Annotated in this window: 8 protein-coding genes; 3 read left to right on the top strand and 5 right to left on the bottom strand. The window is 71.8% G+C overall.

Features of this window, described 5'->3' with window-relative positions; genetic code table 11:
• Positions 1 to 10 precede the first annotated feature (10 nt).
• From HS104_04780 to HS104_04765, 4 genes are all read right to left on the bottom strand, one after another.
• On the bottom strand, positions 11 to 1,108 hold the full coding sequence (locus HS104_04780; GenBank protein MBE7479294.1) for a hybrid sensor histidine kinase/response regulator: 1,098 nt from the start codon (positions 1,106 to 1,108) through the stop codon (positions 11 to 13).
• Positions 1,109 to 1,146: 38 nt separating this feature from the next.
• Positions 1,147 to 2,976, bottom strand: a complete 1,830-nt coding sequence (locus HS104_04775) for a hypothetical protein (protein MBE7479293.1) — start codon at positions 2,974 to 2,976, stop codon at positions 1,147 to 1,149.
• Positions 2,976 to 3,464 carry a hypothetical protein gene (locus HS104_04770; GenBank protein ID MBE7479292.1) on the bottom strand — a complete coding sequence of 163 codons (489 nt, stop codon included), beginning with the start codon at positions 3,462 to 3,464 and terminating at the stop codon, positions 2,976 to 2,978. Before HS104_04770 ends, HS104_04775 begins: the two co-directional genes overlap by 1 nt.
• Before the next feature lie 130 nt (positions 3,465 to 3,594).
• Positions 3,595 to 10,815 carry a tetratricopeptide repeat protein gene (locus HS104_04765; GenBank protein MBE7479291.1) on the bottom strand — a complete coding sequence of 2,407 codons (7,221 nt, stop codon included), beginning with the start codon at positions 10,813 to 10,815 and terminating at the stop codon, positions 3,595 to 3,597.
• A 150-nt stretch (positions 10,816 to 10,965) separates the two neighbouring features.
• Between HS104_04765 and HS104_04760 the strand changes: the two genes are divergently transcribed.
• Both HS104_04760 and msrA read left to right on the top strand, forming a co-directional pair.
• Positions 10,966 to 12,018: a PEGA domain-containing protein gene (locus HS104_04760; GenBank protein MBE7479290.1), complete on the top strand. Its 1,053-nt coding sequence runs from the start codon at positions 10,966 to 10,968 to the stop codon at positions 12,016 to 12,018.
• 90 nt (positions 12,019 to 12,108) lie between these two features.
• Positions 12,109 to 12,675: a peptide-methionine (S)-S-oxide reductase MsrA gene (gene msrA, locus HS104_04755; protein MBE7479289.1), complete on the top strand. Its 567-nt coding sequence runs from the start codon at positions 12,109 to 12,111 to the stop codon at positions 12,673 to 12,675.
• A 4-nt stretch (positions 12,676 to 12,679) separates the two neighbouring features.
• Here the strand turns inward: msrA and thrC are convergent, their stop codons facing one another.
• Positions 12,680 to 14,005, bottom strand: coding sequence for a threonine synthase (thrC, locus tag HS104_04750; protein MBE7479288.1), 1,326 nt, complete (start codon positions 14,003 to 14,005; stop codon positions 12,680 to 12,682).
• Between the two features lie 117 nt (positions 14,006 to 14,122).
• Here thrC and HS104_04745 point away from each other — a divergent pair, with 117 nt between their 5' ends.
• Positions 14,123 to 15,748, top strand: a complete 1,626-nt coding sequence (locus HS104_04745) for a hypothetical protein (GenBank protein ID MBE7479287.1) — start codon at positions 14,123 to 14,125, stop codon at positions 15,746 to 15,748.
• The last annotated feature ends 129 nt before the right edge of the window (positions 15,749 to 15,877 follow it).

The following is a 15,877-nucleotide window of genomic DNA, read 5'->3' as shown; positions in this document are numbered from 1 at the left end:
CGCTGGGATTTCAGCGGCGAACGAGCAGACCGCGGAGCACCTCGATCACCTCGCCCATCTCGAAGGGCTTGCGGATCCAGGCCTGAATCTCGTCTTGGAGCGGCTCGGGCACGCCGGTGGGTGAGCCGCTGATCAGCACCACGGGCACGTCGCCGGCACGCTGGCGCAGCGTGCCGAGCGCGCCGGTTGGATCGCTGGCGATGGGAGAGAGGTCGAACAGCGCAGCGGAGAGGCCGGCGCGGAGGTCGAAGGACGAGAGGTCGTCGGCGCTGGAGATGCTGACCACCCTGGCGCCGCGGGTCTCGAGGGCGAGCTCGATCAGGCCCAGCACGGCGGGGTCGTCCTCGAGCACCAGCACGCGCGCGCCCTCGAGCCGGGCGGGCAAGGTCGGGTGGCGGGCCCCGCTCTTGGTGTCGCTCTTGGGCCAGATCAGCTCGAAGCACGCGCCCGGACCGGACCGCGCGAGACCGAGCTCGCCTCCGCGCTCGCGCGCGACGGCCGCAGAGTGAACGAGACCGATGCCGGTCCCGCCGGGGCGCGTGGAGTCCGGCGCGAGGAAGAGAGAAACCGCGCGCTCGGGCTCGATCCCCGGGCCTTCGTCGCTGACGCGAAAGGCCAGTGAGCCATCGGTCTCGCCGAGCGACAGCGTGACGACGCCTCCGGCCGGCGAGAACGCTACGGCGTTGAGCAGCAAGTTGAGCAGGATGCGGACCACGGCGTCGCCGTCGGCGACCCAGTCGTCGAGCCCGGTGTTGGTCTCGAAGTGTACGCCGACCCCCTTGCGCTCGGCGGCGGGCGTTACCCCGAGCACGGCGGCTCGGGCCAGGGCGGCGGCGCTCTTCTCCACGTCCGAGGAGCCGTCGTCGCTGCCGATGGCCCGCCGCGCCATTCCATGGCCGAGGCGCGCGTAGCTGGCGGCCACCTCCAGGGCATCCCGGGCCGGACCGTCATCGGCACGACCCCGAGCGATGTCGAGCCAGCCGAGCACGACCGTCAGCGCGTTGCCGACCTCGTGCAACGCCGCAGCGAGATCGCGCTGCGCGGCGCCAGCGTTCTCCGCCTCGGGTACCGGGGACTCGCTCACGGGACGGAGCGGCGCGCGCTTCACGCCAAATAGCCTATTACGCCAGCCGCGGCGGAACCAGCTCAGTTCAGGTTGGCCGGCAAGAGCAGCTGGAAGTTCCCGCTATCGTCGGCGCGCGCCTCGGCGATTTGCACCACGGACTTCGCGCCAGCGCGGTCCTCGGTGTAGCCCGACTCGTTCAGGTAGATGAAGGCGCGGATCAGCGTGCCGGGCACCGGCAGCGGCGCCTCCGCGCCCGGAACGGTGATCAGGCCCTGGTAAACCACCGGCAGCGGCAGCGTCATCGCGCCCAGGTCGTGAACGCCGCTCTGAACCTCGACGTTGGGGCGGACCAGCCACGCGAAGCCGGTGCCGTCGGGAGGGCGGATCGAGAAGTCGAACACACCGGGATCGGCCTCGAGGGAGAACGACCCGCTCTCGCCGACGATGCCCGACGACGCCTTCGGAGCGAACGGCACGGCGCCCACGGCGATCTCCAGGGGTGTGGGCGGCACGGGGGACGCGGCGGCCTGGACGGTGGCGCCGGCGGCGACCTTGCCGCCGCCCGGGATCAGCACGCTGCCGCCGACGTCGGAGACCAGCTCCAGCGTCACGCTCTTGCCGCCTTGCTTGGGCTGGCCGGAGGCGACGCTGAGCTTGGCGCGAGTCGTAGCGAAGCCGGAGGCCGCCGGCGGCGAGACGAACACGTCGTATTCGCCCGGCAAGAGCTGGACGTTGGTGGCGACGCCGTGCTGGACCTCCACCGTCTTCTCGAAGAACGCCAGGCCGCTCTGGCTCGTGCCCCCGCTCGTGGCGAGGTCCAGCTTGGTCGAGACGAAGCGCGCCGCCGCCAGCTGCTCGAACGGAGCGCCGTTGGTGCCGAACAGGCTGATCTGATCGAGCACCACGGCTTCCGGCCAGAGCTGCTTCTGCGCCTCGATGGTGGCCTTGCCGGGCGTGAACAGCTCGAGGGCTGCGCGCTCCAGCACCAGCGTGGGCTTGTCCGCGCCCGCCGGAGGACGCAGGCGCACCAGCTCCTTGCCGGCCTGGGAGCCGTCGCCTGACGCTTCGGAGTACTCCACCGCGGCGATGTAGTGCTGGCTCGTAGCGTCCTGCGAGGCGAGCTCGAGCTTTGCTGGCGCCGAGAGCACCTGGCCGCTCACCGGGTCGATGACGTCGATCCCCCAGTCCGCGAGCGGAGTCTTGTCCGCCGCTGTGACGCCCGACTTCGGCAGGAGCACCTCGACCTCCAGGAGCTTGGGCGCCTGGAGCGGGATCTTCGCCTCCACGTCGCCAGCGTCCACCGTCACGCCGCGCACGAGCTGCGGCACCACGGTGCAGGAGCTCGGGCTGGTGTTCTTCTCGTCGGTGAGCGGCGAGATGTAGACGTCGTAGTCGTCCGGCGGCAGCCAGGCCTCGAACTCGAACTGTCCGGACTTGGAATTGAAGGCGGTCTTGGCCGTGTAACGCGGTGCGGGCAGGCCCAGGATGGTCGTGGTGGAGCTGAACGTCACCTTCACCGGCGGTGTGGGGCTCTCGTTGGACAGTCCGTAGGCGACCGTGCAGCTGCCCTGGTAGTCCGCCTTCTGCGGCTGCACGGTACCGGTGACCTTGCTCACCACGCCCAGGGCGAGACCCAGCTCGCCGCCGCTGCTGGCGATCTCCGACGGCACGATGAAAGACAGGCCGCCGTAGCGGTCGGCGTCCGCCGGCGGCGTGACCTCGAACAGCACCTTGGCGAACTGCCCCTGCTCTGCGTGGCAGATGCCGAGGTCTTGGTTGCACTTGCCGGTGCCGCAGTCGGTGTCGGACTGGCAAGTGTTTGCCGTAGGGTCGATGGTCTTGTCCTCGAGCGCATCGACCGAGCAGCCGAGGGCGAACGCCGACAGAAGAAGTAGTGGCAAGGCCCGCATCAGTTCGTGCCTCCGCTCGAGGGGCACTCACCCATCAGAGTCTTCCCTTCGTCGTCGTCGACGTTGACCCACCAGGTGAGGACGGCGGTGTCGTCGTCCTTCTTCGGCTGGTTCTTCTCGTCCAGATTGCTCTTGTGGGTGACCACCATGGTCAGCGAGTGGCAACCCGGATCCGCCACCACGACGTCAACGGGAATGTCGATGGGGCGCTCCCCGTCGTCGAGCCGTCCCGGCGCGATTTCGCGGAATCCGCGCGGGTTCTCCTTCTGGGGCACGCCACGGTCGACGAAGACCTGGGCCAGGAGCTCTTCGCCGGCGTCCTCGGAGCGCAGCGGCACGTTGAAGTGAATGGTCTCGCCCAGCTTGACGGGGTGGGTCTTGAGCACGCTGGGGAGGGCTTTGGTTGCGTTCAAGAACGGGGGCGTCTGCTTGGCCACGCCGTATTCCGCCGGATCCGAGACGATGCAGGCGGAGGAAATGACGGCCACGACCCCCACCAATAGCGACGGTCGTGCCAACCGCCGATTCCGGCCAGATCGCTGCGGTCCCGAGGCTTTCGGGTGTGACAGCCGAGTCGTGGCAGGGGGGAGCCGGGCCATGGCCTGCCGGTACTCTAGCTCAGCCGCCCCCGACGGGCCGCGTCCCCCGCGGGGACTGCCAGCGGGCTGCCGCGTACTCGGAGCCCGTGGCCAGGCGCACCAGATCGGCCAGCCCGGCGTTGGCCGCCACCGCCTGGGTCAGATTGGCCGGAGACTGCACCGCCTCGGGCGGGATCCCCTCCTGCCGGCAGGCCTGGCGCAGCGCCACCCCCAGGTCCCCGGACACGAAGAGCCCGGCGCGCCGGGCGGCCCGGCGGGCGCTCTCCATGCCGGTCTCGTAGTCGATGCCCTGCGGCTCGTGGCAGAGCTCGCGCAAGCGGCGCTGCGAGCGCGCCGGAATGCGCTCCCACAGCACCTCCGCCAGACTGGCGGCGCTCGCGAGCTCGGACTTGTGCTCCGTGGGTGGGCCGAACGCCAGGAGCATGCTCTTCAAGATCGAGCGCGCTTGCTCCTCGCTGCTGCCGAACAAGAGCACGTGCTCCGGGAGCGTGGCGATCAGCATGGCGCCGAGGTGGTAGCTGAGCTCGGGAGTCTCGCGCGTCACGTCTCCGCCGGCGATCACGGCCGGCGGAGTGAGCAGCGCGACGCCGAGGGTGATCGGCCCCGCGGTACGGCGCTGGAACAGCGGGGTCCGCGTGAGGCCGAGCACTCGAGCAGCGGAGGCGTAGGTGCGCCCGATGGGGCTGGGCGAGGTCAGCGGAACTCGGGCGGCTCCCGCCACGCCGTAGGTGGACGGGTCGCGCCGGAACACGTGGCTCGCCCCTTCCCAGACCAGCGCCAGCGCTTCGAGCACGGGGCTCGTGAGCTCGCGGAACAGGAGCGAGCGCAGGCGCGTCGGGTCCTCGGGTTGCTCCGCCAGGCTGGGCGGCGGGGCGGCCTCGACGCTCGGGTCGAACAGCGACAGCGCGTGCTCGACGGCGCGGGCGTAGACGTGGTTCTTGTCCGCCAGCGCCGCCACGTAGAGCTGACGCATGAGCTCGCGGTCACCGGGCCTGAGGCCGACCATGCGGCGGCAAACGGCCACGAGATCGTGGGAGCGACTGCGGCGATTCTCGAGCTGGCGGACCAGCTCGAAGCCCGCGTCCAGCGAGCCCTTGACGAGCTGGTCGAGGAGCTCGCCCTCCATGGCGCTCGCCGCCGGGAAGGTGCCGGACACGCGCCGGAGCGACGGCGGCATGTCCAGCTTGCCCTCGAGCCGCGACTCCGCAGCCTTGTCCCGAATGACCGGCGGCTCTTCGATGGGCAGCGGCGGCGGCGCGCTCTTCTTCGGTGGCGCGTCGGGCGGGACGCTGCCTTTGGCGCGCACGACTTCCGGCGGCGCGGTCGAATGATAGGTCGTGCTCGGCCGCGCCGACGGCTTCGGCGGCGGAGACTTCTCCGAGTGGCGTGTGAGCGGCGGCTCCGAGTCGCGCGGACCCGGCAGCGAAGCCGGCCCGTCTTCGACCACCGGCTCGGCCCGGGGCAGCCCGGGCTCCGTGTCGGTGCGGCGCACGACAGCCGCGTCCTTGCGCGCCCCGCTGCGCTCCCGCGCCAGCTCCCGGGCCAGCTCCTCGGAGCGCAGCTGCGCGCCGAGCGCGAGCGCAGCGTCGCGGGTCGCCGGCTCGAGCGCCGCGATGCCCACGAACCCCAACGCCCGCGCGGTGTCGCCGGTCTCGCGCGCGGCATCCGCGGCCATGATGGCGACGCGCCCGCGATTGCGCACGCCTCGCAGGTCGCCTGCGAGCGCCAGATCGAAGAGCGGCAGCGACTGCGCGTGCTCGCCGCCCTCGCTCAGGCGTTCCGCGATGCCCAGCGCGACCAGCGGCACGTTGCCGAGGTCGGCCGAGAGCTTCATCAGCTCACGCATCCCGGCTCCCGTGCCCACGGCGCTGTCCAGCGCCTCGGCGATCAGGAAGCCCCGGAGCTCCGCCTCCTCGGGCGTTAGCGCCTCGTCGATGCCGCGCAGCGCCGCCACTACCAGGCGCGCGTGCTCCCGAGAGGTCGGCCCGCGCACTCGGTACTCGAGCCAGCGCGCCAGGATCTGGGGCTCGGCCGCAGCGGGCGCGACCTGGGCCGCGCGCTCCGCGATGGCCAGCGCATCCTGGGGCTGCCCGGCCAGATCGTAGGCTCGCGCGGCCTCCACCAAGAGCGCGACGTGGCGCTCGCTGTTGCGCGCCACCGACCCGGCCAGCTCCTCCAGCGCCTGCCCGAGCGCGCGAGCGTCGCCGCTCTGGCGCTCCACCTTCACGGCGAGCTCCAGCAGGTCGCCGGATTGCGCCCAGGCCTCCATGCCCTCGAGCACGCGCCGCGCGGCCTCGACGTCGGCACCGGCCAGGAAGGCCTCGCACGCGCGCCGAGCCAAGTCGGCTGCTTCCACGCGATCGGTGGTCACGGCGCTCGCCCGCATCCAGAGCGGTGCTGCTCGCAGAGGCGCGCCGAGCCGCTCGTGCAGATCTGCCAGCACGCGCAGCACCGACAGGTGATCGCCGGTGGCCGCCAGGACCGCTTCGAGCTCGCTGCGCGCCTCGTCGGCCCGACCGAGCCGCTCTTCGAGCAAAGTCGCGCGGCGCAAGCGCAGGCGTCGCACGTCATCCACACGGGAGGCCAGCGTCGCGCGCCGAGCCAGGAGCGCCACGGCGCGCTCGTAGTCTCCGCGCTTCTCGGCGGCGCGTTCGAGGGCGCCGAGCGCGTCAAGGTCGTTCGGCTCGAGCGCCGACAGCTCCAGGTAGCGTGAGGTGGCGCCGGCTTCGTCGCCCAGCTCCTCGAGCAGCGGCGCGAGCTCGCGCAAGAAGCGGACCTTCGCCCGATCTCCCACCAGATCGACCAAGCTGCCCAGGGCGCCCGCTCGACGCTTGCCGTCGCGAGCTTGACCGGCCAGCGTCGCCATGTCCTCCAGCAGGCCGTGGTCGCGCGGCACGCTGCGGAGCGCCACCTCCAGGACCTCCAGCGCCCGCTGCGGCTTGCCGCGGGTGGCGAGCAGCGCCGCGAGGTCGCGGCCAGCCCGCGCGAGGGCGGCGCCGTTGAGCTCGCCGAGACCGAGCTCGGACTCGAGCAAGCGCTCGAGCTTGTCGTTGTTGCCGACCTGGACGTAGAGCTCACGCAGCCGGAGGCGCGCGCGCCGCCGGTCATCCACGCTCACTGCAGGATCGTGCTCGACCCGCTCGAACGCCTCGATGGCCAGGAGCGGGTCCCCGTCGCGCTCCGCTCGAGCCGCCGCCTCCATCATCGTGTCGATGCGCTCCGAGGTGGGCACGGCGCTGGCGATGCGGCCGAGCAGCGTGGCGTCGCCGGTGAGCTGGGCTGCGAGGGCGGCGCGACGTGCCAGCTCCAGGTCGTCGGGATCCCGCTCCGCCGCCGCGACCATCAGCGCCCCGGCGCTCGCGCCATCGTCCAGCGCCCGGGCGATCTGAGCTCCGAGCTCGAGCAGCTGCCGCCCGACGTTGCCGTACTTCTCGGCGCTCTCCTTTCGTACCCGCTCGACGAAGGCGCGTGCGAGCTCCGGCTCGCGCACGAGCTCCGCGCCGCGCTCGCCGAGCTCCGCATACCACTCGACGGCCGCGTCCGAGCTCACCGCGCGGTCGAGCGCGGCGAGCGCGAGGCGCGACAGCCCGAGATCGAGGGCGACGCTGGCAGCGGCGATGGCGGTGCGAGCGCCATCCGGACCTTCCAGTCGCGGGAGCAGGGACTCGAGCGCGTGCTCGAAGCGCATCACGCCGATCTCGCGGTACTCGGGCGACACCCGCGACAGCTCGGAGATGGCGGCTCCGAGCGCGATCAGGAGGGTGGGCTCGGGGCGAACGGAGAGCGCACGCAACAGCACGTCCACGCGCAGGCGCGTGCTGTCCTCGTCCGAGCCGCCAAACGCCGCTGCGCGCTTGAGCCAGGATGCCCGCTCGCTCGGCGCGCCGGAATCCGCGACCTCGGTCAGGGTGCGGACGACCTCCGCGCCGCGCCCCGCGCGCTCCGCCAGACGTCCCATCAGCACGAACGTGATGCCTTCTGCTGGCACGGCGCGGAACGCGCGGATGGCGTGATCGAGGGCGCGCGAAGGCTCTCCGCGCCGCTCGAACTGGCGCGCCGCGCGATAGTGCACGGCGCGCTCGCCGTAGGTCCCGAGCGCAGCTCCAGACAGCTTCTGGTAGAGCGCCTCGAGCGTGTCGAGATCGTCGGGGCCCGCCGCTCGTTCGGCGACCGCGAGCACGTCCGCGTGCGTGGCGTCGAGGTCCAGCGCGGCGGCGGCAAGGCGCAGCGCCTCGCGAGTCTCGCCGGCGCCCAGGGCGACGTTTGCCGCGACCCCGAGCAGGCGAGCTGCGTCCTCGGGGTGGCCCTGGGCCTGGGCGAAGGCCTCGAGGTGCTTCAACGCCTCGGCGTAGCCGGCGAACGACACCAGATCTCGGGCCAGTCGCGAGACTCCGTGGATGGGATCGAGCTCGGCGGCACGGCGCCAGGCCGCGACGGCCCCTTCGGCGTCACCCGCCAGGTCCCAGCGTGCGGCGCCGAGCTCGCGGAAGGCGCGGCCGCGGGTCTCCGCGTCCGCCTCGGAGAGCTCCGCCAACGCCTCCGCCCGTGCGCCGAGCAGCGCCAGCTCCCCGTCGGAGCTGCGGGCTGGCGGAGCGTCGCCGAGCGCCGACAGCACGCGCTCGGCCGGCGCCCCTTCGCCCTTGGCGCGCGCCAGCGCGCGCGCCACGCCGTCGGAGTCGCCCCCTGCCTTGCGGCGCGCGGCGATCTCGAACAGCAGCTCGATGCGCTCGTCCCGTTCGACGCTGACCGCCAGCGTGCGCTCGAGCAGAGCGAGGGCCAGTCCTGGCTCGCCGCCGGCGTCCGCCACCGCCAACACCGTCTGCCTGAGCTCCTCCGAGCGCGGGCCGAGCACGTCCAGCGCGCGGCGCGCCATGGCCGAACCACGAGCACGATCGACCTCGGCCAGCCGCAAGAGCGCCGCGGACAGCGCGGAGGCGAGGTCCGCCAGGGGCTGAGGTTGCGACAACAGCCACGACAGCGCATCCGCGATGCGCTGCCCATCCCCCGACTCGGTCACGCGCCCGAGCAGAGTGCGGACCGCACGCGCATCCCCGGGCCTGAGCGCGAGCCAGCGCTGCGTCCACAAGAGCGAGAGCCCCGGATCCCCGAGGGCCTCGTGGGCGACCGCGAGCGCTTCGCACAGCGCCGCGCGCGGCACGATGAACCCCATGGCACGCTCGAGCGCGTCCGCCACCGAGCGGTCCGGGGCCCGCGAGAGCGCGACCGTCGCCAGGACGCCGACGGGCCGGGCCTGTGAAGGATCCGCGCGGGTCGCCTGCTCGGCGGCGGCGCGAGCTTCCTCCACGTCGCCGGCAGCGAGCAGCGCCTCAGCCGCCGCGGCGAGCAAGACCGCGCGCTCGGCGGAGGAGGCCGGGGCGGACAGGCGCATCAGCGCGTGCGCCCAGGTGCGCTCTTCCCGACGGCGACAGGCGAGCACGACGGCCATGGCGCACGCCGCAGGGTGGCTGGCGGATGCCGCGACCAGTGGCTCCAGCGCGCGCAGCGCTCCCGCCTCGTCGCCACGCGCGAAGCGGCGAACCGCGAGCGACAGCGCGAGGCGTTCGTGATCGGCGCCCGGACCGCGGGCGAGCGCGCTCTCCAGCGCGACCGTGAGCTCGTCCTCGCGGCCCTCGCGCACCAGCACGCGCTCCCGCGAGCGCTGCCAGGGACGGTGCTCGCCGGGGAGCTCGAGCAGGGAGGCCAGCGTGTCGAGGTACTGCTCGACCCGGTCGGGACGCGAGCGCAGGAGCCCCGCCAGCTCCCCGAGCAACGGCGCGCGCTCGCCTCCCGACTCGAGCTCGCGGTAGAGCTCCGCGATCCGAGCCTCCTCTTCGCGGGCGGCGGGCTCTACTCGCGCGACGAGCTCGGCGAGCTCGGCGTCCGGCCCGAGCTCGAGCGCGGCCTTGCCCGCCCACGAGGCGAGGCCCGGCAGACCGAGGCGGTTGGCGCCGAGCTGGGCCAGATCGCGCAGAGCAGGCCGGCGCTCGGGCCTTCCCTGCTTGGCCACGCGGAGCAGCGCGCTGATCAGCGGGGAGGCGTCTCCGGTCGCGCCGTGCTCGCCGATCAGCGCGTCACGCGCCTCGCTGGAGGTCGGGTCGAGGGCCAGCACCTCGACCCAGGCCTCGATCGCCCGTTCGGGAGACCCGAGCGGGCCCGCGTAGAGCCGGGCGAGCGCCGCGCGACCCGCCGCCCGCTCGCTCTCCGGCAGCGAGAGCAGCGCGAGCTCCTGGCGGGCAGCGGCGAGCTCGACCAGCCCGACCCGCCCGAGCAGCTCGTCGAAGCTCGGACGCCCCTTGGAGCCGGCCTCCGCGGCATCGAGCTCTCCCTCCAGGCGAGCGTCGAATGACGCTCCGAGCGCCCGCGGCAGGTCGTCGGCCGCCAAGGCCTCGCGCACGCGGCGCAGGTGAACGCTGCGGCCACGGTCGCCGCTGGCCCGCGCGTGCTCGCGCAGCACCTCGTCCGCCGCCCCCACGCGGCCTCGAACTGCGAGCGCGCCCGCGAGCCGTTCGGCCGGCAGGGGCTCACCCGGCGCCATTTCGAAGGCGCGCAGAAGGTCCTCGAACGCGGCGGCGCGATCCCCACTGGCCTCGCGCCGGCGGAAACCCTCCAGGTAACCTTCCGCGGCTCGTTCGGACGAGACGGCATCCTCCGCCCAGGCGCCGATCCCTGCCTGGAGCTCCGGCGCCACGGCGTCCGCGGGGTCTTCGCGCGCCGCGTCGAACAACGCATCCGCGGCGCCGGCAGCGTCTCCTGCGCGACCCAGCGATACGCCGATGCGCGTCAGGATGCGCGCCGCCGCGGCGCCCGACAGATCCGCGACCAGCGGCCGCAGCGTGGCTGCGGCGAGCGCCGGCTCGCCGAGGGCTGCGAACCATCCCGCCAGCTCTTCTCGAAGCGCCGCGTCGTGTCCGAGCAAGAGCGCGCGCCTTGCGAGCTTGGTCGCGCTGTCGAGCTCGGTGCCGCGAGTGACGAGCGCGCGCGCCAGCTGGGTCGCACTGACGCGTTCGCCTTCGAGATCCCCGGCGGCAGAGCAGGAGCGTACCCGGGCGGCCAGGTGCGCGAGCTCAGCGCGGGGTCCGGTGCGGCGCGACACGGGGGGATCGGCGAGCTGGATCTCGAAGGTGAGCGAGGCGGCCGAGCGAGGCGCCTCGCGCGCCTCCGTCCACTCCGGCGGCCGAAGCGTGGTGCGCGCCTTGCCCCGAGCGCCTTCCGATGATCCGTTGTCCGAAGGTGTGGTCATGAACGCCAGAGACCCCCGTGCGGCCGACCCTATCACTATCGCGACAACTGCCCTTTTCCGAGTCCGATAAAGCGGGCTTGTCCTCGAAATCTACCGGGTCTAGCCTCAGCGGGTCGCGGCGGTCCGACCCCCGCGCCGGAGGCACCGAACATGGCACGCACGATTTCCGCTTCGTTTTCGAAGACTCTCGCCCTGGTCGTGGCGGGCACGCTCGCCAGCACCAGCGCCCTGCCGTTGGCCATGGCCCAGGGCAAGGCGCCTGCGGCGGCCGCCGACGCCAAGAAGCGGGACGCTGCGCGCAAGGCCTACCAGGCCGCCGAGAAGGACTACGCGGCGGGCAAATACGCCGAGGCGTACGCGGGCTTCAAGAAGGCCAACGAGACCCTGCCCTCGCCCCACGCGGAGTACTGGATGGCGATGGCCTTGGACAAAGACGGCAAGAGTGAGGACGCCGCGGCGGCCTTCGAGAAGCTGCTCGCCCATGCGGACGTGAGCAAGCTCGGCGACGAGAAGATCGGGCAGGTGAAGGATCGGCTCGCGGAGCTCAAGGGCAAGCAGACCGGCGAGGTGAACATCGCGACCACGCCCCCCGGCGCCTCCGTCAGCGTCGATGGCACCGCGCAGCCTGGCGAGACGCCGATGGTGATCAAGCTGCCTCCGGGCTCGCACACCATCACCATCACCAACCCTGGCTACGAGAAGCAGGAGCTGAAGGTGGACGTGACCGCCGGCAAGCGCGTCGATCAGAACATCGAGCTGAAGGCCAGCGACCTCGAGGCGGCGCCGGCCCCGGTGCCCGCGGAGACACCGGCCCCGGCGGAGCCCACCGAGCAAGGCGAGCCGGCGGCCCCGGCACAAGCGAAGAGCAAGCTCCCCGCCTACATCACCCTCGGCATCGCCGGCGTGGCCACTGGTGTCGGTGCTTTCTTCGGCGTCAAGGCGCTAGGCGCGAAGAGCGACTTCGACGACGAGCCGACCACCGACAACGCAGACAGCGTGGAGCGCAACGCTTTGATCGCCGACATGGCCTTCGGCGTCGCCATCACGCTGGGCGTCACCGGCATCGTGCTCCTGACCAGCGGCGACTCCGCCCCCGAGAAGGAAAAGACGTCCAAGAAGAGCCTGCCCAAGAAGGCTCGCTTCAACGTCGCCCCCTACGCCACGCCGAACGGCGGCGGCGCAGCGGCCCGTTTCGTGTTCTGAAACCCGATCCCGGTGCGGGTCGTAGAACCCGGCATGCGTCGGCACCCTTTCTTCGCCGCGATCGCGGCGTTATGCGTGCTGGGAGGCTGCATGTCCAAGCAAACCACCGATCCCGAGCGCGGAGCCACGAACGCCCCCGCAGAGTCCGGCGGCAAGACGCCCGCCACCGCGCGCGAGACGGCCGTGCTCGCCGGCGGGTGCTTCTGGGGCATGGAGGACATCCTGCGCAAGATCCCGGGGGTGCTCGAGACCGAGGTCGGCTACGCCGGAGGCACCACGACGAGCCCCACCTACGAGGCCGTGAAGACCGGTTCGACGGGACACGCCGAGTCGGTGCGCATCGTCTTCGACCCGAGCAAGCTCAGCTACGCGGAGCTGCTCGAGAAGTGGTTCTTCCGCATGCACGACCCGACCACGAAGAACCGCCAGGGCAACGACGTCGGCACGCAGTACCGCTCTGCAATCTTCGTGTCGTCGCCGGAGCAGCGCAAGATCGCCGAGGCGGTCAAGGCGCGGGTGGACGCGAGCGGCAAGTGGAAGTCCCCGGTGGTCACCGAGATCGTCGAGGCAGGCCCGTTCACTCCGGCGGAGGGCTACCACCAGGACTACCTGGAGAAGAACCCCGGCGGCTACACCTGCCACTGGCTCCGAGACTAGGCCCTCAGCCAAACCGGGCGGCGATCGCGTCCATCACCTTGCCGTACTCCGGCGGCAGCATCACCGGCGGGTTCGCCAGCGAGCTCTCCACTCCGGGGATCTGGCCCTCGTGGTAGCGCACCTTGAACTCGGTGAACTTGAGCCCGTTCGCGGTGGAGACGCAGACCACGCGCTCCCCGCGCGCGATCTCGCCGCGGGCGACGAGCTTCTCGATGACCGCGAGCGCCACGGCCGTGTGCGGGCAGGTGTACATCCCGGTGCGGTCCGCGCGCGCGGCGGCGTCCGCCAGCTCCTGCTCGCTCGCCTGCTCGACCAGGCCGTTCATGGCCGCCAGGGCGCGTAGGGCTCGCGGCGCGCTCACCGGGTTCCCGATCTGGATCGCCGTCGCCTGGGTGGCCTCTGCCTTGATGGGCGGCACCTCGGTCAAACCGGCGCGCACGGCGCGGTAGAGCGGGTTGGCGTTCTCGGCCTGCGCCATCACCAGGCGCGGGAAGCGCGTGATGAGCCCCAGCTCCTTCATCATGGCGAAGCCGGCGTGGAGCGCGCTGGCGTTGCCGAGGTTACCGCTCGGCAGCACGATCCAGTCGGGGACCTCCCAGTCGAGCTGCTGAACGACCTCGATGGCCACGGTCTTCTGCCCCTCGATGCGCAGCGCGTTCATGCTGTTGGCGAGGTAGACAACACCTTCCTCGGCCAACTGCTGCACGATGGCCATGCAGCCGTCGAAGTCGGTGTCCAGGCCGAGCACCAGCGCGCCGTGCGCCAGCGGCTGCACCAGCTGCCCCGTCGAGATCTTGCCGCGCGGCAAGAGCACGACGACGGGAAGCCCGGCGGCGGCGCCGTAAGCGGCGAGCGCCGCGCTGGTGTCGCCGGTCGACGCGCAGGCGACGGCCTTCACCTTCAGCCCCTCGCGCATGGCCCAGCGCACGACGCTCACCAGCACGGTCATCCCGAGATCCTTGAAGCTGCCGCTGTGGCTGTTCCCGCAGAGCTTCACCCAGAGCTCGTCCAGGCCGAGCTGCTTGCCGTAGCGCTCGGCCCAGAACAGGTTGCTGCCGCCCTCGTACATGCTGACGATCAGCTCGTCGGGCACCTCGGGCATCACCCACTCGCGCTTGCCCCAGACGCCCGAGCCGTAGGGCCATTGGCTGCGCATGTAGCGGTCGTCGAACAGCTGCTTCCACTCCGATGCGCTCCGGGCGCGGAGCGCCTCCAAGTCGTGGACGACCTCGAGCAGGCCGTGGCACTTGGGGCAGCGGTAGATGGCCTGCGTGACGGGCCACGCGCCGTCACACCCTGCCAGGCAACGGAACTCCGACTGATGGCTCATGGCGGCGCCGGAGTATGGTCGGGGCAGCCAGGCGCGCAAAGCCGCCGTCGATGCGGGAGCGCACTTGCGTCCAGCCCGAGCGGGAAGAAACGTCCGCGCGCCGCGTAGGAGCGCGCTGTGAAAACACCGAGCTTCGTCATGATCCCGCTGCTCGCGCTGGCCACCGCCTGCGCCGTGGCGACCGAGGGCCCGGGCGCGCCGGAGGAGCAGGCCGCCCAAGGTCAGGCCGACCTCTCCGTCTACGACGACGACTTGAACGGCCTCTGGCTCGCGAGCGTCGACGGCGTCCAGGCGCAAGAGCCCAGCGTGATCGAGTCCTGGCCCGCCGTGGGCATTCGCCTGACCCAGGCCGGCACGAGCCACTCCCTCGTTCGCAGCGCCGACACCCTGAGCGCCGCCACTCCGCCGGTCTCGCTGTCCGTCCTGGCGAACGGCTACAGCGTGATGGACGACCAGCTCGAGGGCAGCGTCGACGGGCACTCCGTGGAGCTCAGCCGCGACACCCGCGAGAAGGCTCCGATCACGCTCTCACTGCCCGGCGATCGACCCTATCGCTCGTTCTTGGTGGAGCAGCTCGTTCCGCTGGCGCAGCAGGACCGCGAGTCCTACACGACCTTCACCGGCTGGAAGGTGGCGAGCTTCCTCAAGAGCTGCGAGCTCTACAAGAGCGGCTCCTTCCAGTGGAAGTACATCAAGGGCGATACTGCGGGCCAGCGCAGCTACAACTTCCTCTCCATCGCCTACGCGCTCGACAACGTGAAGACCACGCCGCGGCGCTTGATCAAGGAGAAGAAGTTCGTGGACGCCGTGAAGGCCAACCTCAAGGACGAGAGCCTGGCCGGGCTCGCGCTGTCCACGTTCGCCATGTACTTCTCCACGGGCGCGGGCCGCTCGATCCGCATCCCGATCGGCAACGACTCGACCATCTACTTCATCACCGATCGGCCCAGCCGCGCCGAGCGCATCGGCCTGGTGGCGATGAAGACGCCGACCCACGGCCCGCTGGCGAGCACCTTCGGCCGGCAGCTGCTCGACCTGGGCGCGATGCCGGCGAGCGACGACGCGGTCTACACGCGCAGCATGATGGAGATGCTCGCGAAGTCCGACGCCGCGCGGGCGGGGCAGCTCTCGGGCGTGGGGCGCTCGGCGCTCACCGACTGGTTCGCGGTCATGGCCATCGAGGACTACCGCGGCGTCGCCTTCGGTTGGCCGACGCTCAGCTGGGGCTACAACATGACCAACGTGCAGTTCTACGGGCTGGTGGTCCGCGCCCTCGCCCGCCCGGGCGCGACCGACGCGGCGGGCAAGCCCGTCGCCGGTCAGGTCGTGGTCGGCAAGCAGCTCCGCCCCGGCGATCCGTCCTACGCGGACGTGCTCAACCACGGCAACGACATGCAGGAGTACGCCGACATGGCGGCGCTGAAGCAGCTCGCGACCGGGTACCTGCGCGAGAAGCGCCCGAGCCACGTGGCCGCGGTCGAGGCGGCGTTCGCCGGCGTCATCCCGCCGAGCGAGCTGCCCTGGGCTGCGAAGCAAGACATCTTCCACTTCGTCACCGCGCAGCTCTACGACGCCAAGGGACGCACCGCGAACTTGAAGGGGCCCGCGGCAGCCGCGGCCATCGACGCCGTGAGCGCTCTCCTCGAAGTGCTGCGTCAGGACTCGGCGGCGTTCGAGGCCTACGTGCTGGCGAAGGGCTACGCGAAGAGCAACGAGCCGGCGCCGAAGTCGAGCGGGTTCTAGTCAGTCCTGGCGCGAGCTCAGTCTCACCGCAGATCGGGAGAGAGCCGCCACGACGCCAGGAGAACGCCAAGTTCGCCAGGAAGAGATCTGAATTAGATCCAGAGACTCGAGAGCCGAGGAGTCTCCGAC

The organism is Polyangiaceae bacterium, from assembly GCA_015075635.1.
GTDB lineage: Bacteria > Myxococcota_A > Polyangia > Polyangiales > Polyangiaceae > JADJKB01.
This window is presented reverse-complemented; position numbering and strand designations above follow the sequence as displayed.